Raw genomic sequence first — 19,191 nt, forward strand, 5'->3', positions numbered from 1 at the left:
AACACTGGAGGCCGTGACCCGCACCCCGACCGGCCCCGAGAAGTCCGCCGCGCTCTTCGCGCGGGCAACCGAGGTGACACCGGGCGGGGTCAATTCCCCGGTCCGCGCCTTCTCCGCGGTCGGCGGCACACCCCGCTTCATCACCCGCGCGGCCGGCTGCCATCTCACCGACGCCGACGGCAACGACTACGTTGACCTGGTCTGTTCCTGGGGACCGATGATCCTGGGCCACGCTCATCCGGCCGTCGTCGAAGCCGTGCAGAAAGCCGCCGAAGGCGGACTGTCCTTCGGCGCACCCACCGAGGCCGAGGTGCAACTCGCCGAGGAGATCATCGACCGCGTCGACCCGGTGCAGCGCGTGCGGCTGGTCAACTCCGGCACCGAGGCCACCATGTCGGCCATCCGGCTGGCCCGCGGATTCACCGGCCGCACCAAGATCATCAAGTTCGCCGGCTGTTATCACGGTCACGTGGACGCCCTGCTCGCCGACGCCGGGTCCGGCGTCGCGACCCTGGGTCTGCCCACCTCACCGGGCGTGACCGGTGCGAGTGCCCACGACACCATCGTGCTGCCCTACAACGACCTCGACGCCGTGGCCTCGGCCTTCGCGGAGTTCGGTGACGAGATCGCCGCCGTCATCACCGAGGCCGCCGCCGGCAACATGGGCGCGATCGCGCCCCGCGACGGATTCAACGCCGGACTTCGCGACCTCACCGCGCGGCACGGTGCGCTGCTCATCATCGACGAGGTGATGACCGGATTCCGGGTCAGCCCGGGCGGGTGGTACGGCATCGAAGGCGTCGGCGCCGACCTCTACACCTTCGGCAAGGTGATGAGCGGTGGACTGCCGGCCGCGGCGTTCGGCGGACGCGCCGACGTCATGGCACGCCTCGCACCCACCGGACCCGTCTACCAGGCCGGGACCCTGTCCGGGAACCCCGTCGCGGTGGCTGCCGGACTCGCCACGCTGCGCCACGCCGACGTCGGGGTGTACGAGACCCTCGACGCCAACGCCGCCAGGCTCGGTGAGTTGTTCACCGACGCGCTGTCGGCGGCCGGCGTCGGGCACCGGGTGCAGAAGGCCGGCAACCTGATCAGTGTTTTCTTCACGCCGGACCCACAGACCCAGCTCGTCGACTATGCCGGCGTGAAAGCCACCGAGACATGGCGTTTCGCTCCGTTCTTCCATGCCCTGCTCGATCGGGGTGTCTATGCGCCGCCGAGCGCCTTCGAGGCGTGGTTCGTCTCGGCGGCCCTCGACGACGACGCCTTCGCACGTATCGCCGACGCCCTGCCTGCCGCGGCGCGCGCCGCCGCGGCAGCAACCAACCCGGGGGAGACCGCCTGATGCACACGATCGTCCACATGATGCGCCACGGCGAGGTCGCCAACCCCGACGGCATCCTCTACGGCCGACTCCCCGGTTTCCGGCTCTCCGACACCGGCCGGGCCCAGGCCCGCAAGGTCGCCGACGCCCTCGCCGACCACGACGTCACCGCCGTCTTCGCGTCGCCGCTGCAACGCGCGCAGGAGACCGCCACCCCGATCGCCGCCGCCCACGGCCTGCCGATCATCACCAACGACGACCTGATCGAGGCCGACAACGTCTTCGAGGGACTCAAGGTGTCCGTCGGCGACGGCGCGTTGTCCAAGCCGCGGCACTGGCCCAAGATGCGCGACCCGTTCACACCGTCCTGGGGTGAGCCCTACATCCAGCTCGCCCACCGGATGCTGGCCGCCGCCAACAAGGCCCGCGACGCCGCCAAGGGACACGAGGCGGTCTGCGTCAGCCACCAGCTGCCGGTGTACACGCTGCGCCGATTCCTCGAGGGCCAGCGTCTCTGGCACGATCCCCGTCGCCGGCAGTGTTCGCTGGCCTCGCTGACCAGCCTCATCTACGAGGACGACGCGCTGGTCGACATCATCTACTCCGAGCCTGCCGGGGCGTCGGATCCGTTGGCCACCGGGGCCTGAGCGGAGTTCATCAGCAAGTGACGGTTCCAGTGAGAAGTGTGGGTACTGCCCGGCGAGGTCGCCGCTCGGTGGCGGTCCTCGCGCTGCTGCTGGCCGTCGTCGTCGCCGTCACCGGTGCATGTGGCACCGGCGACGACGCGGTCGCCCAGGGCGACACCTTCCAGTTCGTCTCACCGGGCGGCAAGACCGTCATCACCTACGACCCGGCCGACCGCAAACCCATCGGCCCGGTCTCCGGGGAGAATCTCCTGGGCGGCGCACCGCTGTCCATCACCGACCCGCGCTATGCCAACAAGGTCGTGGTGATCAACGCGTGGGCGTCGTGGTGCGGCCCGTGCCGCAGCGAGTACGACGACCTCGAGCAGGTCTATGACCGTTACCGCACCCAGGGTGTCGACTTCCTGGGCATCAACCTGCGCGACGACCGGCAGTCCGCGGAGGATTTCGTCACCGACCGTCACGTCGGTTACCCGTCGATCTACGACTATCCCGGCGCCACCGTCGGCGACCTCGGCATCCCGCTGCCGGTGCTGCCGGTGACCGTGATCCTTGACCGCGAGCACCGGCCCGCGGTGGTGTTCATCAAGTCGATCACCGCCGAGGAACTCGGAGCGCAGGTGGCCCGCGTCGTCGCCGAAGACGGGAGCGCGCGCCCGTGACCGAGCCGATGATCCTGGCCGCGTCGCCGAGCGCGCCGCTGGCCGCGTTGGGGGAGACGTTCCAGAACACGGTGCTCTCCGGTCCGCTGCTGCTGGCGCTGGCCGCCTGTCTGCTCGCCGGACTGGTGTCCTTCGCCTCGCCGTGCGTGGTGCCGCTGGTGCCCGGCTACCTCTCCTATCTGGCCGGTCTCGTCGGGGCGGAGGCGCCGGCGATGACCGCGGGCGAACCCGCCAAAGCCGGTCGTCATCGGGTGGCGATGGCAGCCGCGCTGTTCGTCGTCGGCTTCACGGCCGTGTTCGTCGCCGCCACCGCGACGGTCTTCGGGTTCACCCAGACCTATGTGCTCAATCATCAAGTGCTGCAACGGGTCGGTGGGGTCATCACCATCCTGATGGGTCTGGTGTTCATCGGGCTCGTGCCGATGATGCAGCGCGACTACCGATTCCATCCGCGCCGGGTGTCCAGCCTGGTGGGCGCCCCGCTGCTCGGGGCCGTCTTCGCTCTCGGCTGGACACCGTGCCTGGGGCCGACGCTGTCGGCGATCATCGTCACGGCCACCGGCACACAGGGAGTGACCGCGGCCAAGGGGGTGTCGCTGATCATCGCCTACTGCATCGGTCTGGGTATCCCGTTCGTGATCCTGGCGTTCTCGTCGGCCTGGGCGCTGCGCAGCCTCGGCTGGTTGCGCCGCCACGCCCGGGCCATCCAGGTGTTCGGCGGGATCATGCTGATCCTGGTCGGCGTCGCCCTGGTCACCGGCCTGTGGGATCAGTTCACCATCTGGGTGCGTGAGGCATTCATCTCCGACACCGAATTGCCGATATGAGGGAGGTGAGCAGGTGACCGACGTCGCACACGCTCCGGCCGGTGCTCCGGCGCCCGGACCGGATGTGCGCAAACCGCATTGGGCCAAGCGGCGGGTGCTGTGGCCGCTGCGCAACCTGTGGCGGTCGCTGACCTCGATGCGCACCGCGCTGGTGTTGCTGTTCCTGCTGGCACTGGCCGCCATCCCGGGCGCACTCCTGCCGCAGCGGGAACTCAACGAGCAGAAGACGTTGCAGTACATCGCCGATCACGGGACTCTCGGCGAGTGGATGGACCGGGTACAGCTGTTCGACGTCTTCTCCAGCGCCTGGTTCACCGCGATCTATGTCCTGCTGTTCGTGTCGCTGGTCGGCTGCCTGACCCCGCGCATGATCGAGCACGTCCGCACCCTGCGCGCCAAACCGGTTGCCGCGCCCCGCAATCTGTCCCGCCTGCCCCGGCACGTGGAACACACCGTCGACGGCACACCCGAGGAGATCGCCGATCGGATCAACGGCCGGCTACGCGGGTGGCGTCGCATCGTCGTCACCCGGCCGTCTTCAGACGGGTTAGGGTCCGATGGCGCGGGGGTGGTCGAGGTCTCCGCGGAGAAGGGCTATCTGCGCGAATTCGGTAACCTCGTCTTCCATTTCGCGCTGCTGGCGCTGCTGGTGGCCATCGCCGTCGGCAAGCTCTACGGCTACGAGGGCACCCGCAGCCTGGTGGCCGACGGTGAGCAGTCGTTGTGCAACAACTCGACCGCCGTCTACGACTCGTTCCGGGCCGGCAGCCTCGTCGACGGAACCGACCTGTCGCCGTTCTGTTTCCGCATCGACAAGTTCTCCGCGACCTTCCTGCCCAGCGGCCAGCCGGACATGTACGACGCCACCGTGCGCTACAGCGAGGGTCCCCACCCCGGCGACCCGGCGACCTGGAACACCGCGTCGGTGCGGGTCAACGAGCCGCTGCGCATCGCAGGCGACCGGGTCTACGTGCTGGGCAACGGCTTTGCCCCGACGTTCACCGTCACCTTCCCGGGCGGCGAGACCCGCACCCAGACGGTGCCGTTCGTGCCGGACGAGTTGTCGACGATGATGTCGTCGGGGGCGGTGCGCTTCGACACCCCGGCCGGGCTGTACCCCGACGAGGACGTGCGCCGCAAGAATCAGATCGCCATCGAGGGACTGTTCGCGCCCACCGCGAATTTCACGGGTGCACACGGTGGCCTGGTCACGTCGTCGTCGCCGGTGCCCAACAACCCGGTCGTCGCGATCGACATCTACAAGGGCGACACCGGCCTGGACACCGGGCGCCCGCAGAACGCCTATCAGCTCGACCGCCAGCTGATCGAACAGGGCCGGCTGGTCAAGCAGGCACGGGTCAACCTCGGTGTCGGGCAGTCCGCCCCGCTGGCCGACGGCAGTTCGGTGCGGTTCGACGGTTATCAGCGCTGGGTGTCGGTGCAGGTGTCCCATGATCCCGCGCAGAACTGGGTGCTGGTCAGCGCCATCGCCATGCTCGGCGGACTGCTGGTGTCGCTGCTGGTCCGGCGCAGGCGGATCTGGGCCCGGTTGGTGCCGGTCCCCGGTGAACGACGTACTGTAGTAGAGATTGCCGGGCTGGCCCGCACCGATCAGGCCGGCTGGGGCGAGGGTTTCGCCGAGCAGGCAGCCGATCTGGTGAGCGAGAATCCGGACGGTACGACGGCAGCGCGACGCTTCCGCCCCCGCCGTTTGTGAATCGGCCGGTTGTGAAGTTGCCGGTTGTGAATCTGGAGAGGACGACACGATGAGCAGTGCGGCCGACATCGCCGCCACCGTCGACGGCGCACCCGTCGACGAGACGCTGGCACGCTACTCCGACCTGTTGTTCGGTACCGCCATCACCGTGTACGTCCTCGCGATGGTGCTGTTCCTCGGATCGCTGGCCGCGGTCCGCAGCCGACGCCTGGCCGACCGCGCCCTCGTCGGGGCAACCGTCGGCGCCGACGCCGGTCGCACTGCCGACCCGCGGACGCCGGGCAAGATCGAGCAGGCACGACGACGCAGTCTCGGCGAGAAGCTCGGCAACATGGCCTACCCGGTCGTCATCGTCGGCCTGCTGGCACACGTCGCGTCGATCGTGACCCGCGGGTTCGCCACCGATCGCGCCCCGTGGGGCAACATGTACGAGTTCATCTCGCTGACGTGCGCGGCCTGCGTGATCGCCGGGATCGTCGTGTTGCGTAAACCCGAGCATCGGCCGCTGCTGTCCTTCGTGCTGCTGCCGGTCACGCTGCTGATGTTCATCGCCGGTCGCTGGCTCTACACCCAGGCCGCGCCGGTGGTGCCCGCACTCAAGTCCTACTGGCTGGCCATCCACGTCTCGATCATCTCGATCTCGTCGGGTGTGCTGCTGGTCTCCGGTGTGGCCAGCCTGCTGTACCTGATCAAGATGCGCTGGGGCGCACAGGTTTCCGCGACCAAGGAGCCCTACAGCGGCGAGCCGTACGCGGATCTGGTCGACGGCACCGGGATGAAGGGAATCGGTGGTTCGCTGCGCCGGATCGTCGCCCACATCCCGGGTGCGGACACCCTCGATCGTCTCGCCTACAAGTGCGTCGTCTTCGGCTTCCCGCTGTTCGGTCTGGGCGTCATCTGCGGAGCCATCTGGGCCGAGGCCGCCTGGGGCCGGTTCTGGGGCTGGGATCCCAAGGAGACGGTGTCGTTCATCGCGTGGGTGATCTACGCCGCCTACCTACACGCCCGCGCGACGGCGGGCTGGCGCAACACCGCCGCCGCCTGGATCAACGTCGCCGGGTTCGTGGCACTGCTGTTCAACCTGTTCATCATCAATCTCGTGGTCTCCGGCCTGCACTCCTACGCCGGTCTCTGAGCGAGCGGCTCAGGGCGTCGGGTGGGTGCCCTCGCCCTGGTTGCCGGCGCCCTGGTTGTCGATGGCTTGTGCCTTCACCATTTTGAGCAGTTCGATCAGAACGTCGATGGTGTCCGGGCAGATCGCGCGGAGATCGATCCCGGACAGGTGGCTGCCGGTCACGGCAAGCAGATCCACATAGTCCTGCTGTCTGCGGACGCGCTCGACGTCTTCGTCGGGATTGGCGAGGAAATAGGTGACGCTCACGTCGAAGGCGCGTGCGATGGCCTCGACGGTCCGGAACGACGGCGTGCGCGCCTTACCGGTTCGTAACTGGGAGATGTAGGCATCGGAGAGCGAGTATCCGAGGGAGTTGGCCTTCTCGGCGACCTTCTTACCGGTGTACCTGACGCCGTTCTCGTCTCGACTGTGCTCGAAGAGTGCGCCGAGCTTGTCGGCGAAACTGAGATCGTCGTCGGATGCAGATCCACCTGACTGTCGGGGAGTCAACCAGCCACACCTCCTCGCGCGTTTCGGAGAAGTCAACCCTACCCTGAGGTATGGCAAACGACGTCACGACGCCACGAGTGGGGAGAAAGTCGGTGATCGGATCAGGCCTCGTCGCCGTCGGAACCGTTGGTTCCGCGGGTTCGATTGTCGAGGTCGCGAAGGAAATCGGGATCGTCGTCGGGTCCCTTGGGGCCGCGCGGATAGCCGCCGCCCGACGACCCGCCGTCCGCCTCGTCGCGTTGAGGCCCGAAGGCGCGCCACAACAAGAACCCGATGGCTATCACGCCGATCACGGCAAACAGAAATGTCATGGCAACCTCCCATCACCAGGGTACGTGAGGGAGTGCGCGGGTGGGCGGGGTGTCGTTCAGTGAGAGCGACGGTTGAGCAGCGCGACGACATCCTCTTCGCGGAAACGACGGTGCCCGCCCGGCGTGCGGATGGAGCCCAGGATGCCCGATGTCGCCCAGCGGGCCACGGTCTTCGGGTTCACATTGAACATCGACGCGACCTGGCCGGGTGTCAGGGTGTGCTGGCTGGCCAATCCCGGGGTGATGAAAGCTGCATTCGGTGCCGTATTGATTGTGGTCACGGTCTTCCCCTCTGTGATGTCCACGCCCGTGGGTGTTCGGCGAACCCGCCCTGGCGAACGGGTTGTTTCATGAATACACGCAAATCGCCCAGGTACTCGAACCGTCAGTAGAAGGTAAAGAGCTGGCAAAGAACCCTGTGACCTGCAGACACCAGAATCGGCACCAGTAGGCTGGAGGTCGTGAGTGCTGCAGCCGACCGGCCCCGGAAGCCGGCAGACACCGACCCGACGGCCGACGAACATGCGAGCACCGGATCGCTCGTGTTGGCGTTGCTCGCCTACACCTTCGCGAGACTCGCGCTGGTGGTGGTGGTTGCCGCGATCATCATCTTCGGCGCCCGGCTCGTCGGCGTCGACGTCCCGCTGTACGTGGCAGCCGTGTTCGGCGTGCTGATCGCGCTTCCGCTGGGCATGGTGGCGTTCAAGAGCCTGCGTCTGCGCGTCAACCGCCAGATCGCGGCCCTCGACCGCGATCGCAAGCGCCGCCACGACGACCTGCAGTCGCGGTTGCGCGGCGCCAAATGACGGCCAGCGGGTCCGGCTGGTGAAACCCACCCGCGACATCGATCGCCGCACCGACCGCTCGTGGGCGGAGAACGCCGTCCGGCTCATCGAGGCCGACGCCCGACGCAGCGCCGACACCCACCTGCTGCGCGTCGAACTCCCCGGCTGGTCGCGATGGTCCACCGCCGACGGCGCCGAGGCGGGGGTCGACCTGTATCTGAAGGACGAGAGCACCCATCCGACCGGCTCGCTCAAACACCGACTGGCCCGTTCGCTGTTCCTCTACGCCATCTGCAATGGCTGGGTCACCGAACACACGCCGGTCATCGAGGCGTCGTCGGGCTCGACGGCGGTCAGCGAGGCCTACTTCGCCAAGCTGATCGGGGTGCCGTTCATCGCGGTGATGACCGCGAGCACCTCGCCGGCCAAGACCGCCCTCATCGAGCGGGAGGGCGGTCACTGTCACTTCGTGCAACGTCCGGGCGAGGTGTACGCCGAGGCGCTGCGTCTCGCCGACGAGCGCGGCGGCCACTTCATCGACCAGTTCACGATGGCCGAACGCGCCACCGACTGGCGGGGCAACAACAACATCGCCGAGTCGATCTTCGCTCAGATGGCCGACGAGGAGCATCCGATCCCGACGTGGATCGTCGTCGGCGCCGGAACCGGCGGGACCTCGGCGACGCTGGGCCGCTATCTGCGTTACCGCCGGCATCCGACGTGGCTGTGCGTGGTGGACCCGGAGAACTCGGTGTTCCTGCCCGCCTTCGAATCCGGAGACGGCACACTCACGTCCGAGGCCGGCTCGCGGATCGAGGGGATCGGCCGCCCTCGGGTGGAACCCTCCTTTGTCTCGCAGGTGATCGACCGCATGATCGGCGTCCCCGACGAGGCGTCGATCGCCACCGCCCGCTGCGTCAGTGACCGCCTCGGCCGCCGTGTCGGCGGCTCCACCGGCACCAATATGTGGGGAGCCTTCGCCCTCGTTGCCGAAATGGTCCGGGATCGACGCGCCGGCAGTGTCGTGACCCTGCTCTGTGATCCCGGAGACCGTTACGGCACAACCTATTTCGACGATGACTGGCTGACCGGGGCGGGCTTCGACCTCGCACCGGCGACCGCGATCCTCGATGAGTTCTTCGCGACCGGTACCTGGGGCGCCTGACGCTGTCCCCCACGTGCTGGTTGAGCCGCCTCCCCACCTGCTGGTTGAGCCGCCTCCCCATATGCTGGTTGAGCCGCGACGGCGAGGAACGAGCCGCCGCGTGTCGAAACCATCGGTGCGACAACGATGTTCGCAACCACTGAGCCCCCATTGTTGGAACATACTCGGGTACCGGCATTCTCGTCTCACCAGCGGCTTCGACACGCCTCTCGTCTAGCGGCTCGTGGCGGCTCAGCCAGCAGAAAAGGGGTGGCTCGGTGGGCGGAACGGGGCGGCTCGGCCAGCAGAAAAGGGGGCCGGCTCAGCCGGTGCCGAGGTTCAGCCCGACGTCCGCCCGACGAAGGTGAGCGCATCATCACCCTGGTAGCAGGTGGGTCGGCGTGATCGCCCCGGCATTGCACGAGCTCGACGTCGGCGACCTTGCCGAATCTGATCGCGAAGGCGCGGGCGTCGGCACCGGTGGGGACCACGGTGTCGGCGGGGGAGTAGAAGAACCGGAAGCGTTTGCCGGCAAACCGTTTCGGGTAGAAGGACAATGGGTCGGCGCGGTCGGGGACGGGGCCGTCCCAGGCGTCGGCGATGAAGTCGACACCGCGCAGAGTGGGCGGGATACCGGTCAGCGGGGATATCCCGACCATCGATCGGACGTTCCGGTAGGCGGGTTCGGCCATCAGCCGGAGTGCTGCGATCGCCCCATCGACTCGGCGGCGAAGACGAGATATCCGGTGCGATAACGTGTCTGCGCGACACCAATGAGGTTGCGGTAGTCGCGCAGCGCGGCGTCGTTGCCGAAGGAATTGCCGCCCGCGGTGGCCGACGCGATCACCCAACCGGTGCGGAGGAAGGGTTCGGCGAAGTGTCGCTGACGCGGGTCGTGGTCGAACTCCGTTCCGTCGGAGTCCATCCCGTGAAACCAGACCAGGATGCCGACGGGGGTGAGGTCCTCCTGTCGGTAGGTGCGCAGTCCGTTTCCGAGGTCGTCGCTCACGATGCCTGCCGACAACCCCGACGGCGCCGGCGCCGAACCGCACCCGGTGAGCGTGGCCACCACGCCCAGCCAGTACACCAGTGCGCAGACGAGCCGAGACCTCATGCGTACATCCTCACCCAGTCGACGAACATGGTTGCCGGCAGCGAGGTTTCGGCTACCGGTCCCGGCCATTCACCTCCGACGGCTAGATTGAGCACCAGGAAGAACGGTTCGTCGAGCACCCACACCGACGACGGTGGCAGATCCCGGGGGCGCAACGTCATCACCGTCCGGCCGTCGATTCCGTACTCGATCAGACCGGGCTGACGACATTGTCGGGGGCGCTGGTGTACACCTCCTACGTGGGTCCGCGACTGTCGTCGGTGCTGAAGTACGGGTGTCAAGAAATGTTGACACAACACTCTCGTCAAGATAACCTGACAATATGCACGACGAGACCACCGCACACCAGGCCTCGGGCGACCTGACCGGCGCCGCCACCAGTGGCGATCCGGCGCAAGGACTCGCCGCGGTCCGTGCCCTCCGCACCCTGGCCGATCGGTTGGAAGACATCCACGTGGCCAACGCCCGCGCCGCGGGCTGGAGTTGGCAGGCGATCGCGGAAGTCCTGCAGATCAGCCGCCAGGCCGTGCATCAGAAACATTCACAACGCGAGGCCCGCGGATAGCGTGGGCCGAGAAGGAGTAACACCATGTTCGGAAGATTCACATCAGACGACAAGACGATGCTGGGGCTGGCCATGCAAGAGGCCACGGACCTCGAGCACAACCACCTCGGCAACGACCACCTGATCCTCGGGATGCTCTGCAACGCACGCAGTCCGCTGTTCGCCCTCCTGGGCGATCAGGGGCTGACGCTGACCGGAGCCCGGGAGGTGGTACGGGCGTTCCACGCCCAGCGCGACGACGAGGAGTCCGGCTCCGCGGACGAGTCGACGGACTCCGAAACCGCCGCCCAACGCTATGACGAGGACCGAGAAGCTCTGCGCGGCATCGGAATCGACCTCGACAAGCTGCGCTCGGCGGTCCGCGACCGGTTCGGCGAAGATCTCAGCGAAGGCTGGGGTGAGCGCGAACCACGCGGTCGGGGACGCGGCCGACGCGGCGGACCCGACGGTTGCGGGCCCCATGGTCGGGGTCATCGTGGCCCCGGCGGCGGGCGTGGGCACGATCCGCGTCGCGGCTTCGATCCGGAGAGCTTCGGACCGGGCTTCGGTCCGGGCTTCGGGCCGGGTGGACCGGGATTCGGACCGGGCTTCGGACCGGGCTTCGGCCCTGGCGGTCCGTTCGGGCCGTGGGAAGAGGGCCGCGGTCGACGTGGTCCCCGCGGTCGCGGTTCCCGACCACGTTTCGCCAAGGACACCCGCGAGGCGTTCCGCCGGGCCGTCGAACTCGCGCGTGAGCGCGGCGACCGTCAGCTGCGCGCCGAGTACCTGCTCGTCGGCATCATCGATACCGCCGACGACGCCTCGCGCGCGGTGATCGACTCGGCCGCCAACGCCGACGACCTCAAGTCCGCCGTGCTGGCGTCACTGCCGGAGGTGGAGGCGGGGGTCTGATCCCCACCGACCGATCGAGCCCAGCTTGGGAATGTGTGTGCTGGCGCACCCACATTCACCGGCTGGGCTCGATCTGTCGTGTCAGGCCGCGAGCAGCTTGACGTGAACAAGCCACTTGCGCACGAGGTCGACCACGGTGCCCTTCTCGAGGTCGGCCCAGATCCATCGCACCACCATGATCCCCATCGAACGCAACGTGTCCTCCCGCGCCTTCTCGCGGACAACCACCTCGGTGACGCCCTTACCGGGACGTAGCAGCTTGGCGTACTTGACCTTGCCGTCGAACTCGCCGACGAGCAGTTCGTGCCAGTCGAAGTCCGTGCGGGCGACGACGTTTCCGTCCTCGTCGACGAACTCACGCTGCAGGCGCGGCATCGGAAGCCCGGCTTCGATCATTTGTGCACGACTCCACGATTCGCCTGGACTCTCCGACGCCCCGTCTGCGTAGTAGAGCGCCCGCCGAGCGCGGCCGATCCCGCGTCGCCGGCCGCTGAGCATCGCGCGCATGACCTCCCGATCGGCCCCCGCGCGCAGTGCAGAGTCGAAGATGGTCAACGCTTCGGCGAAAGTCCCGACGGTACAGGCGACGTCGACGGCGGTTCGTTCGATGGAGGTGACCCAGACACCGGACACCAGGATGATCTGGTCGTCGGCCAGCTCGGCAACATGGCAGTGCTGCCTGTCCGTCCGGAAACCATGTCCGCGCCCGGCGGTGGTGTGGACCCGACGCAGGTTCGGCTTCAGCATGGCCAGTCCGAGCACCGTCGCGGCCGACTGGTGGGTCAGCGGAACCTTCGACGCCTGGCCGATCCTCGATGCGAGCGCCTTGAGACGATGCCACTCTTCGGCGGTTCGCTCACCCGCGTACACGAAGACGCCGCGCGCGATCCGCCCGATACGTTTCGCCTTGACGGCCCGGCGGATGTCGTCGTCGGTGAAGCCGATGTTGATGAGCGTGGTGCGATGGATGAGACCGTGGGTGTCGGTGGGGAATGCCTGCATGATGAGTTGGACGCGCCGAGAAGCTTGCCGGTTCCCCCATTTGCTGCGTGAAACCACTCATCGAGTCCAACTCGAGAATGTGTGTGCTGCAGCACCCACATTCCCGAACGGGACCCACATCCTCAGACTCGACCCACACTCACCCCACCGCGAGCGCCACCGCCGTCAGCACTGACCACGCCAGCATCGCCAGCCCGGCCTTGCCCAACGACGGGATCAGGCCGGGGCCGGTCGCCCCGGCCTGCACGGGGCGATAGGCGACGACGATCAGGGGCGCCGCGAGAAGTCCGACGAGCGCCCACGGCGTCGCAGCGACCAGCACCACGCTTGCCACGAGGGGAACCGCGAGAAGCACGCCGAACAGAATGCGGGTCCGGGCGTCACCGATCCGCACGGCGAGGGTGATCTTGCCGGATTCGGTGTCGCTGGGAATGTCGCGCAGGTTGTTGACCACCAGCACCGACGACGAGATCGCGCCCACCGCGACGCCGCACACCGCGCCCACCCAGTCGATGCGGTCGGCGGTGACGAACTGGGTGCCGAGCACGGCCACCGGCCCGAAGAAGGTGAATACGGCCACCTCGCCGAGTCCGATGTAGCCGTAGGGGCGCTGGCCACCGGTGTAGAACCAGGCGGCGGCGATGCAGACGGCACCCACCACCACCAGCCACCAGGCGGTCGCGATCGCCAGGATCAGCCCGCATACCGCGCCCACTCCGAAGCAGATGAACGCGGCTGCTTTCACCGCGCCGGGACTCGCCGCACCCGACCCGACCAGCCGCATCGGTCCGACGCGGTCGTCGTCGGTGCCGCGGACGCCGTCGGAGTAGTCGTTGGCGAAGTTGACGCCGACGATCAGGGCCAGCGCGACGATCAGCGCCAGTGCCGCCTTCCACCAGGAGATCTCACCGAACCCGCCGACCAGCCACAGCGCGGAGCCGACGCCGGCGACGACGGGAGCGATGGCGTTGGGCAGGGTTCGCGGTCGAGCGCCTTGGAGCCACTGAGTTGGGGTTGCCACGGATTCATGGTGTCACGGCGAACAATCGGGGCTACGACGACCGCGCCCGCAACGCCCGCCGGTCGACCTTTCCCGGACCCCGCAGCGGCAATGCATCGAGTTCGACGATCTCCCGCGGCGCCGCGAACCGATCCAGCCGCTCACCGACAAGACCCTGAATTCGCTTGGCGTCCAGCCGTTCTCCGGGCCGCGTGACCACGAAGGCGACGACTTTCTCGCCCAGCCGATCGTCTGGGAGTCCGACGACGACGCATTCGGCGACCGCCGGGTCGTCGACGATGACGGCCTCCACCGCCTGGGGGACCACGGTGAGTCCGCCGGTGGAGATGGCCTCGTCGGCGCGCCCGACGATGCGCAGCACGCCGTCGGCGATGACCCCGAGATCGTCGGTGCGGAACCACCCGGCCGTCGCGAAGGCCGGATGGTCGGGCAGGTGGCGGTACCCGCGGGCGATCATCGGGCCGGCCAGCTCGACGCGCCCGATCCCGGCGTCGTCGGCGTCGGTGATGCGGATCTCGACACCCGGTAGCGGCACGCCGTCGTAGACACAGCCACCGGCGGTCTCGCTCATCCCGTAGGTCCGCACGATCGGCAGCCCGGCGTCGAAGGCTCTGCGCTGCAACGGTTCCGGCGTCGCGGCACCACCCACCAGAATGGCATCCAGTGTGCGGGACGCGGCGATCGCGGCGGGGGAGTCGAGCACTTTGATCAGCTGGGTGGGCACCAGCGAGGTGTAGCGACGCGGACCGTCGAGCTCCGCCACCGCCCGCACGAACGCATCGACATCGAAACCGTCGCCGACATCGAGGACCGTCGGTGTGAAACCGGCTGCGAGAGAACGCAACAGCACCTGTAACCCGGCGATGTGGTGGGGTGGTAGCGCGAGCAGCCAATTGCCCGGGCCGCCGAGGTGGGCCGCGGTTGCCTGCGCCGACGCCGACAGCGTCGCCGGCGTGTGCTGGGCGCCCTTGGGAGTTCCCGTGGAGCCGGAGGTGGAGATGACTAGGCTGATGTCGTCGTCGATCGGTTCACCCGCACCTAGCGCGTCGGCGAGACGCTGTGCGGAAACGGTGTCGTCGGGGACCGGGAGATGGGCCGGTTGATCCGACGACGCGTCGCAGAGACCAGCCAGTTGATCTCGCCGGAGCAAGACGTCGACGCCGGCGGGAAGTTCCAGGGTGCGTAGAACTTTCAGGAGTCGTCCCCATCGGTATCGGGATCGTCGGTATCGGGATCGTGGGCATCCGACGTCGGATAGGGCGGCAGCGGCTCGTCGTCGAAAGGCCAGCCGGAGGCCTCGAGATGCTTCCGCACCCGCGCGATGTCGGCCTCGTGGGGAAGTTCGTGGGTGATCTCGGTGATCTTGACCCCGGCGTCGATCTTGGAGATGCGCTCCGGTGGTGGCGGGGACTCGCGGATCAGGTCGGTCGAGACCGATTCGGCCTCGGCGTCGGAGAGTTGGCGGCGCAGCAGCGCCACCAGCGGGATGTAATCGTCCTGCGGGACCCCGTTGGGGTATCCGGCGCGCAGCCACTCCACAACCCGCTTGAGGAATTGCGGACGGTCCACGGTCTCTCCCCTCGTGTCGGCGCGACGTGTCCCCGCCATCGACGGCCATTGTATAGCGACCGGCACCGACCCGATGGTCGGTGCCGGTCCGATTGCACTGGTCAGCGCGACAACTGTGCTGCGGTCGACGGGCTCACGCGGGGGCGTCGACTCGCGGCCGAGCGGCGAGGGGCCAGCCGGCTGCGGCGAGCCTGGCGGCCACCTGGTTGATCTCGTGGTCGGTCGGCTGATCGTTGATGACCTCCGCGATCGCGGCCCGGATTCGGTCGCTGTCGAGCGGGGTGTCGATGTCGTGCTCGCGGGCGAGGCGGATGACGACGTCGGTGACCTCCTCTTCATCGAGCACCCGCACCAGCAGGGCCAGCAGCGGCGGAAAGTCGGTGGGCGGCACGCCCTCCGGATAACCGGCGCGGATCCAGTTGACGGCGGATTCGAACAACGACGGTGACGGCAATGCTTTACCTCTCTACCGGTCTGGGAATACTCGGGTTACTTGTAGCCGAAGGGGAAGATCTTGATGTCGGTGTAGTAGTAGATGGTCTGCCGGGTGATCCACAGGATGCCGGTGACGATCACCAACGCCACGAAGGCGAACACCAGATAGCTCGCGACCTTGAGGGCCGGGTGGGGCGCGCTGAGGGTGCCGTCGGCGTTCTCGTCGCCGTTGCCCACCGAATGCAGTCGCAGACCGTAGGCGAACAGGGCGGGCAGCCCGGCCCCGAGCACGAGTCCGACCATCAGAACCTTGCCGATCGCTTCGACGATGTCCATCGAGTACTCAGTCCTTTCAGATGTGCGTGGGCTCAGGCGACCGCGGTCGGCTTGGCCTGCGACGCGTCGTCGGCGGGCGGGATGATCGAGTCGGTCGACTCATCCCAATCGGCGTTGACGTTCTTGGAGTCGATCTTGTTCTGCTGCGCGCGCCAGTACATGTACGCCGACGCGGCCACCAGGACCGCGAAGATGGCGATCGCACCGCTGAGGTCGCCGAGCAGGTGCGCGAGGTAGAAACAGGCCGCGCCCACCGCGCCCGCTGCGGGCAGCGTGGTGACCCAGGCGATGGCCATGCGGCCGGCCACGGCCCAGCGGACCTGCGCGCCCTTCTTGCCGACGCCCGATCCGAGGATCGAACCGGTGGCGACCTGCGTGGTCGACAGCGCCATGCCGGCGGCGCTCGAGGTCAGGATGATCGCGGCCGACGACGCCTCGGCAGCCATACCCTGCGGGGAGGTGATCTCCACGAGACCCTTGCCCAGGGTGCGGATGATCCGCCAGCCGCCCAGGTAGGTGCCGATGGCGATGGCTGCGGCACAGGAGAACACGATCCAGAACGGCAGACCGTGGCTGATGGTGGAGGCGTCGAGGTGGCCGGTCACGATGAGCGCCATCGCGATCACGCCCATCGTCTTCTGGGCGTCGCCGGTGCCGTGGGCCAGCGAGACCAGCGATGCGGTGGCGATCTGGCCGTAGCGGAATCCCGCTTCCTTACGCGACTCGGCGATCTTCTTGGTGATGGCGAAGACCATCCAGGTGCCGCAGGCGGCGACCAGGCAGGCGATCACGGGGGCCAGCAGCGCGGGCACGATGATCTTGGAGAACACGCCGTGCCAGTTGATGCCGGACAGGCCGATGGCCGCGATACCCGAACCGATGAGGCCGCCGAAGAGCGCGTGCGACGAGCTCGACGGCAGGCCGAACAGCCAGGTGAACAGGTTCCACAGGATGCCGCCGATGAGGCCGGCGAAGATGATCAGCAGAGCGGTGATGGGGGTGAGACCGGCAATGATGTCGCCTTTGTCCTCACCGGAGGTCTGCTGGATGTTGAGGACGTCTTTGGTGATGGTCGCGGCAACCTCGACTGAGAGGAACGCGCCGACGAGGTTCAGGATGGCCGACAATCCGACGGCTACCTTGGGTTTGAGAGCCCCCGTCGCGATCGAGGTGGCCATCGCGTTGCCGGTGTCGTGGAAGCCGTTGGTGAAGTCGAAGCCGAGTGCTGTGATCACCAACAGCACCAAAATCAGCATCTCTGCGCTCATGGGCATAATCATGCAACGCCGGGCCCGAAACCGCCTAAAAACCGCAGTCCGAAATGTCCGATTTTTCCTCGGTGTTTCCGCTGGTGGTGGCGATGTTCACCCATTGTTCATGTTTCCGATTCTGACCGTCCACCTGCCGCGGGCGATCGAGCGCTCGGGCGGGGTCTCGGCAAGGGGCTGTCCCTGTGGAAGAATCCGCTCTCATGACATCGATGAAGCTGGGCATGCCGATCAACTACGCAGGCGATTTCCGCGAGACCATCAACAATCTCGCCGATTTCGAAGCTGCCGGTGTGGAGCGGATCGCGGTCCCGGAGGCCTACAGCTTCGATGCGGTGAGCCAGCTCGGCTACATCGCCGCGAAGACCGAGAAGATGGAACTGCAGACCGCGATCCTGCCGATGTTCTCGCGCACCCCCACCAACCTGGCGATGACAGCGGCCGGCCTCGACTACATCAGCGGCGGCCGTGCGGTGCTGGGCATCGGGGCGTCGGGCCCGCAGGTCATCGAGGGCTTCCATGGCGTGAAGTACGACTTCCCGGTGGGCCGTGCCCGCGAGCACGCCGAGATCTGCCGCATGGTGTGGCGTCGCGACAAGCTCGACTACCAGGGCAAGCACTACACCCTTCCCCTGGACAAGGAGCACGGCGGTTCCGGCCTGGGCAAGTCACTCAAGATCATCAATCACCCGGTCCGCGAGCGGATTCCGATGCTGCTGGCCGCGATCGGTCCCAAGAACACCGAACTGGCCGCCGAACTCTTCGAGGAGTTCCAGCCCATCCTCTTCCATCCCGAGCGCATCAACGACGCCTTCGGTGAGGGACTCGCCGCCGGCAAGGCCAAGCGCGACCCGTCGCTCGGTGAACTCGGCATCGTCGTGCAGGCCACCGCCCGCATCTCCGACGACGCCGAAGCACTTCACAACGCACGGGAACTCGTCCGTCACCACGCCGCCCTCTACATCGGCGGCATGGGCGCGCGAGGCAAGAACTTCTACAACACCCTTGCCCAGCGGTACGGCTACGCCGACGAGGCCAAGATCATCCAGGACCTCTATCTCGACGGCAAGAAGGCCGAAGCCGCGGCCGCGGTGCCCGACGACCTCGTCACCTCGATGTCGCTCATCGGTTCGCGTTCGGAGGTCGCCGAACGTGTGGCGGCCTTCACAGAGGCCGGCGTCACCTGCATCCTCACGTCGTCGGTTGCCCCGACGCACCAGGAGCGCGTCGCCGAAACCGAAGTTCTCCGCGACATCTTCGGCGGGTGACCCGCAGGTCCCTCGCTGCTCGACGGGCTGAACCCAAACCACGTGCACAACAGGGCATCCCGTGGTTCCCGGGTGATCAGCCGGGATGTCCGCGGGCGCTGTTCGCGACACGATATGTGCGATCGCAAACCGGTATTCGGAATCGGAGAAAAGCGACCTCACGCGGCGCACCGACGGTCGTTCAACGGTGTCGCCCAGATCATCGGTTAACGTGGACGCATGGCAAATCCAGAAAGTGACGTTTGTCGACGACCTCGACGGCCACCAGATCGATTCCGATGATGCGCACACGGTTTCGTGGTCGTGGTTGGGCGTGGATTATGAGCTCGACGTTTCCACGGCCAATTTGAACAAAGTGGAGAACGGAAAGGTGACCGTCGCCAAGCTGCTCGACGTGTCGACCCGCGTGGGTGGACGCAAACGGCCGACGGCGGCCCGCACCGCAAGCGCCCCGAGTACGTCGTCGAAGTCGGGTTCGCCGACCACCGAGATCCGCGAATGGGCCATCGGCGCCGGCTACGACGTCGCGCCGCGGGGTCGTCTACCGCAGAACATCATCGAGGCATACGAAGCGGCTCACTGACCGAATCAACCCTCGCGCTGCACGATCGCCTTCTCGGTGGTCGCGCAGCGCGGTGTTGTCTGCGGCACAGTCCGATCGTGGCAACCCCGCAGCTGCTG

General features: G+C 67.4%; 25 protein-coding genes. 12 read left to right on the forward strand and 13 right to left on the reverse strand.

Features of this window, described 5'->3' with window-relative positions:
- Positions 1 to 13 precede the first annotated feature (13 nt).
- From hemL to ccsB, 6 genes are read left to right on the forward strand one after another with little or no spacing between them, the layout of a single operon-like run.
- The gene (gene hemL, locus GBRO_RS05095; RefSeq protein ID WP_012832922.1) at positions 14 to 1,348 is read left to right on the forward strand and encodes a glutamate-1-semialdehyde 2,1-aminomutase; all 1,335 of its coding nucleotides are present in this window, start codon (positions 14 to 16) and stop codon (positions 1,346 to 1,348) included.
- On the forward strand, positions 1,348 to 1,974 hold the full coding sequence (locus GBRO_RS05100; RefSeq protein WP_012832923.1) for a histidine phosphatase family protein: 627 nt from the start codon (positions 1,348 to 1,350) through the stop codon (positions 1,972 to 1,974). The genes hemL and GBRO_RS05100 overlap by 1 nt, the downstream gene beginning before the upstream one ends.
- A gap of 38 nt (positions 1,975 to 2,012) precedes the next feature.
- A complete protein-coding gene (locus GBRO_RS05105) occupies positions 2,013 to 2,633 on the forward strand; it encodes a TlpA family protein disulfide reductase (RefSeq protein ID WP_115311658.1) in 621 nt (206 codons plus the stop codon).
- Positions 2,634 to 2,641: 8 nt separating this feature from the next.
- Positions 2,642 to 3,460: a cytochrome c biogenesis CcdA family protein gene (locus tag GBRO_RS05110; protein ID WP_172491674.1), complete on the forward strand. Its 819-nt coding sequence runs from the start codon at positions 2,642 to 2,644 to the stop codon at positions 3,458 to 3,460.
- Positions 3,461 to 3,473: 13 nt separating this feature from the next.
- Positions 3,474 to 5,177 carry a cytochrome c biogenesis protein ResB gene (gene resB, locus GBRO_RS05115; RefSeq protein WP_012832926.1) on the forward strand — a complete coding sequence of 568 codons (1,704 nt, stop codon included), beginning with the start codon at positions 3,474 to 3,476 and terminating at the stop codon, positions 5,175 to 5,177.
- A gap of 49 nt (positions 5,178 to 5,226) precedes the next feature.
- On the forward strand, positions 5,227 to 6,312 hold the full coding sequence (gene ccsB, locus GBRO_RS05120; RefSeq protein ID WP_012832927.1) for a c-type cytochrome biogenesis protein CcsB: 1,086 nt from the start codon (positions 5,227 to 5,229) through the stop codon (positions 6,310 to 6,312).
- A 9-nt stretch (positions 6,313 to 6,321) separates the two neighbouring features.
- Here ccsB and GBRO_RS05125 read toward each other — a convergent pair whose 3' ends face one another.
- The 3 genes from GBRO_RS05125 to GBRO_RS05135 all read right to left on the reverse strand — a co-directional run bounded on the left by GBRO_RS05125 (position 6,322) and on the right by GBRO_RS05135 (position 7,393).
- Positions 6,322 to 6,801 (reverse strand): helix-turn-helix domain-containing protein, encoded by a 480-nt coding sequence (locus GBRO_RS05125; RefSeq protein WP_012832928.1) that lies wholly within the window; start codon positions 6,799 to 6,801, stop codon positions 6,322 to 6,324.
- A 101-nt stretch (positions 6,802 to 6,902) separates the two neighbouring features.
- On the reverse strand, positions 6,903 to 7,112 hold the full coding sequence (locus GBRO_RS05130) for a hypothetical protein (protein WP_012832929.1): 210 nt from the start codon (positions 7,110 to 7,112) through the stop codon (positions 6,903 to 6,905).
- A gap of 56 nt (positions 7,113 to 7,168) precedes the next feature.
- Positions 7,169 to 7,393 carry a BldC family transcriptional regulator gene (locus tag GBRO_RS05135; RefSeq protein ID WP_041920243.1) on the reverse strand — a complete coding sequence of 75 codons (225 nt, stop codon included), beginning with the start codon at positions 7,391 to 7,393 and terminating at the stop codon, positions 7,169 to 7,171.
- 180 nt (positions 7,394 to 7,573) lie between these two features.
- Between GBRO_RS05135 and GBRO_RS05140 the strand changes: the two genes are divergently transcribed.
- Together GBRO_RS05140 and cds1 are read left to right on the forward strand one after the other, a co-directional pair.
- Positions 7,574 to 7,918 carry a DUF4229 domain-containing protein gene (locus GBRO_RS05140; RefSeq protein ID WP_012832931.1) on the forward strand — a complete coding sequence of 115 codons (345 nt, stop codon included), beginning with the start codon at positions 7,574 to 7,576 and terminating at the stop codon, positions 7,916 to 7,918.
- Between the two features lie 19 nt (positions 7,919 to 7,937).
- Positions 7,938 to 9,062, forward strand: a complete 1,125-nt coding sequence (cds1, locus tag GBRO_RS05145; RefSeq protein ID WP_012832932.1) for an L-cysteine desulfhydrase Cds1 — start codon at positions 7,938 to 7,940, stop codon at positions 9,060 to 9,062.
- Between the two features lie 185 nt (positions 9,063 to 9,247).
- Here cds1 and GBRO_RS05150 read toward each other — a convergent pair whose 3' ends face one another.
- Genes GBRO_RS05150 through GBRO_RS26260 form a run of 3 tightly spaced genes read right to left on the reverse strand, consistent with a single transcriptional unit; the run spans position 9,248 to position 10,316 of the window.
- Positions 9,248 to 9,733 carry a hypothetical protein gene (locus GBRO_RS05150; RefSeq protein WP_012832933.1) on the reverse strand — a complete coding sequence of 162 codons (486 nt, stop codon included), beginning with the start codon at positions 9,731 to 9,733 and terminating at the stop codon, positions 9,248 to 9,250.
- Positions 9,733 to 10,155, reverse strand: coding sequence for a hypothetical protein (locus GBRO_RS05155; protein ID WP_012832934.1), 423 nt, complete (start codon positions 10,153 to 10,155; stop codon positions 9,733 to 9,735). Before GBRO_RS05155 ends, GBRO_RS05150 begins: the two co-directional genes overlap by 1 nt.
- Positions 10,152 to 10,316 carry a glycoside hydrolase family 16 protein gene (locus GBRO_RS26260; RefSeq protein ID WP_155825212.1) on the reverse strand — a complete coding sequence of 55 codons (165 nt, stop codon included), beginning with the start codon at positions 10,314 to 10,316 and terminating at the stop codon, positions 10,152 to 10,154. The genes GBRO_RS05155 and GBRO_RS26260 overlap by 4 nt, the downstream gene beginning before the upstream one ends.
- A gap of 161 nt (positions 10,317 to 10,477) precedes the next feature.
- Between GBRO_RS26260 and GBRO_RS05160 the strand changes: the two genes are divergently transcribed.
- Positions 10,478 to 10,720, forward strand: coding sequence for a hypothetical protein (locus GBRO_RS05160; protein ID WP_012832935.1), 243 nt, complete (start codon positions 10,478 to 10,480; stop codon positions 10,718 to 10,720).
- A 24-nt stretch (positions 10,721 to 10,744) separates the two neighbouring features.
- The gene (locus GBRO_RS05165) at positions 10,745 to 11,611 is read left to right on the forward strand and encodes a Clp protease N-terminal domain-containing protein (RefSeq protein ID WP_012832936.1); all 867 of its coding nucleotides are present in this window, start codon (positions 10,745 to 10,747) and stop codon (positions 11,609 to 11,611) included.
- Positions 11,612 to 11,692: 81 nt separating this feature from the next.
- Here GBRO_RS05165 and GBRO_RS05170 read toward each other — a convergent pair whose 3' ends face one another.
- The 7 genes from GBRO_RS05170 to GBRO_RS05200 form a co-directional block, all read right to left on the reverse strand.
- Positions 11,693 to 12,613: a hypothetical protein gene (locus GBRO_RS05170; RefSeq protein ID WP_012832937.1), complete on the reverse strand. Its 921-nt coding sequence runs from the start codon at positions 12,611 to 12,613 to the stop codon at positions 11,693 to 11,695.
- 139 nt (positions 12,614 to 12,752) lie between these two features.
- Positions 12,753 to 13,634, reverse strand: a complete 882-nt coding sequence (locus tag GBRO_RS05175; RefSeq protein WP_012832938.1) for a 1,4-dihydroxy-2-naphthoate polyprenyltransferase — start codon at positions 13,632 to 13,634, stop codon at positions 12,753 to 12,755.
- A gap of 31 nt (positions 13,635 to 13,665) precedes the next feature.
- Complete coding sequence (gene menE, locus GBRO_RS05180) at positions 13,666 to 14,784, reverse strand: o-succinylbenzoate--CoA ligase (RefSeq protein WP_012832939.1); 1,119 nt, start codon at positions 14,782 to 14,784, stop codon at positions 13,666 to 13,668.
- A gap of 41 nt (positions 14,785 to 14,825) precedes the next feature.
- Positions 14,826 to 15,203, reverse strand: a complete 378-nt coding sequence (locus GBRO_RS26800) for a DUF3349 domain-containing protein (RefSeq protein WP_012832940.1) — start codon at positions 15,201 to 15,203, stop codon at positions 14,826 to 14,828.
- Positions 15,204 to 15,336: 133 nt separating this feature from the next.
- Positions 15,337 to 15,657 (reverse strand): DUF3349 domain-containing protein, encoded by a 321-nt coding sequence (locus GBRO_RS05190; RefSeq protein ID WP_012832941.1) that lies wholly within the window; start codon positions 15,655 to 15,657, stop codon positions 15,337 to 15,339.
- Between the two features lie 35 nt (positions 15,658 to 15,692).
- Positions 15,693 to 15,974: a hypothetical protein gene (locus tag GBRO_RS05195; RefSeq protein WP_012832942.1), complete on the reverse strand. Its 282-nt coding sequence runs from the start codon at positions 15,972 to 15,974 to the stop codon at positions 15,693 to 15,695.
- A 32-nt stretch (positions 15,975 to 16,006) separates the two neighbouring features.
- Positions 16,007 to 17,242 carry an inorganic phosphate transporter gene (locus GBRO_RS05200; RefSeq protein WP_041919736.1) on the reverse strand — a complete coding sequence of 412 codons (1,236 nt, stop codon included), beginning with the start codon at positions 17,240 to 17,242 and terminating at the stop codon, positions 16,007 to 16,009.
- A 203-nt stretch (positions 17,243 to 17,445) separates the two neighbouring features.
- On the opposite strand from GBRO_RS05200, the gene GBRO_RS05205 reads away from it, so the two are divergent.
- Both GBRO_RS05205 and GBRO_RS05210 read left to right on the forward strand, forming a co-directional pair.
- Complete coding sequence (locus GBRO_RS05205; RefSeq protein WP_012832944.1) at positions 17,446 to 18,510, forward strand: LLM class F420-dependent oxidoreductase; 1,065 nt, start codon at positions 17,446 to 17,448, stop codon at positions 18,508 to 18,510.
- A gap of 211 nt (positions 18,511 to 18,721) precedes the next feature.
- Entirely contained in the window at positions 18,722 to 19,093 is a 372-nt protein-coding gene (locus tag GBRO_RS05210; RefSeq protein WP_012832945.1) for a histone-like nucleoid-structuring protein Lsr2, read from the forward strand.
- Positions 19,094 to 19,191 lie beyond the last annotated feature (98 nt).

The organism is Gordonia bronchialis DSM 43247, from assembly GCF_000024785.1.
GTDB lineage: Bacteria > Actinomycetota > Actinomycetes > Mycobacteriales > Mycobacteriaceae > Gordonia > Gordonia bronchialis.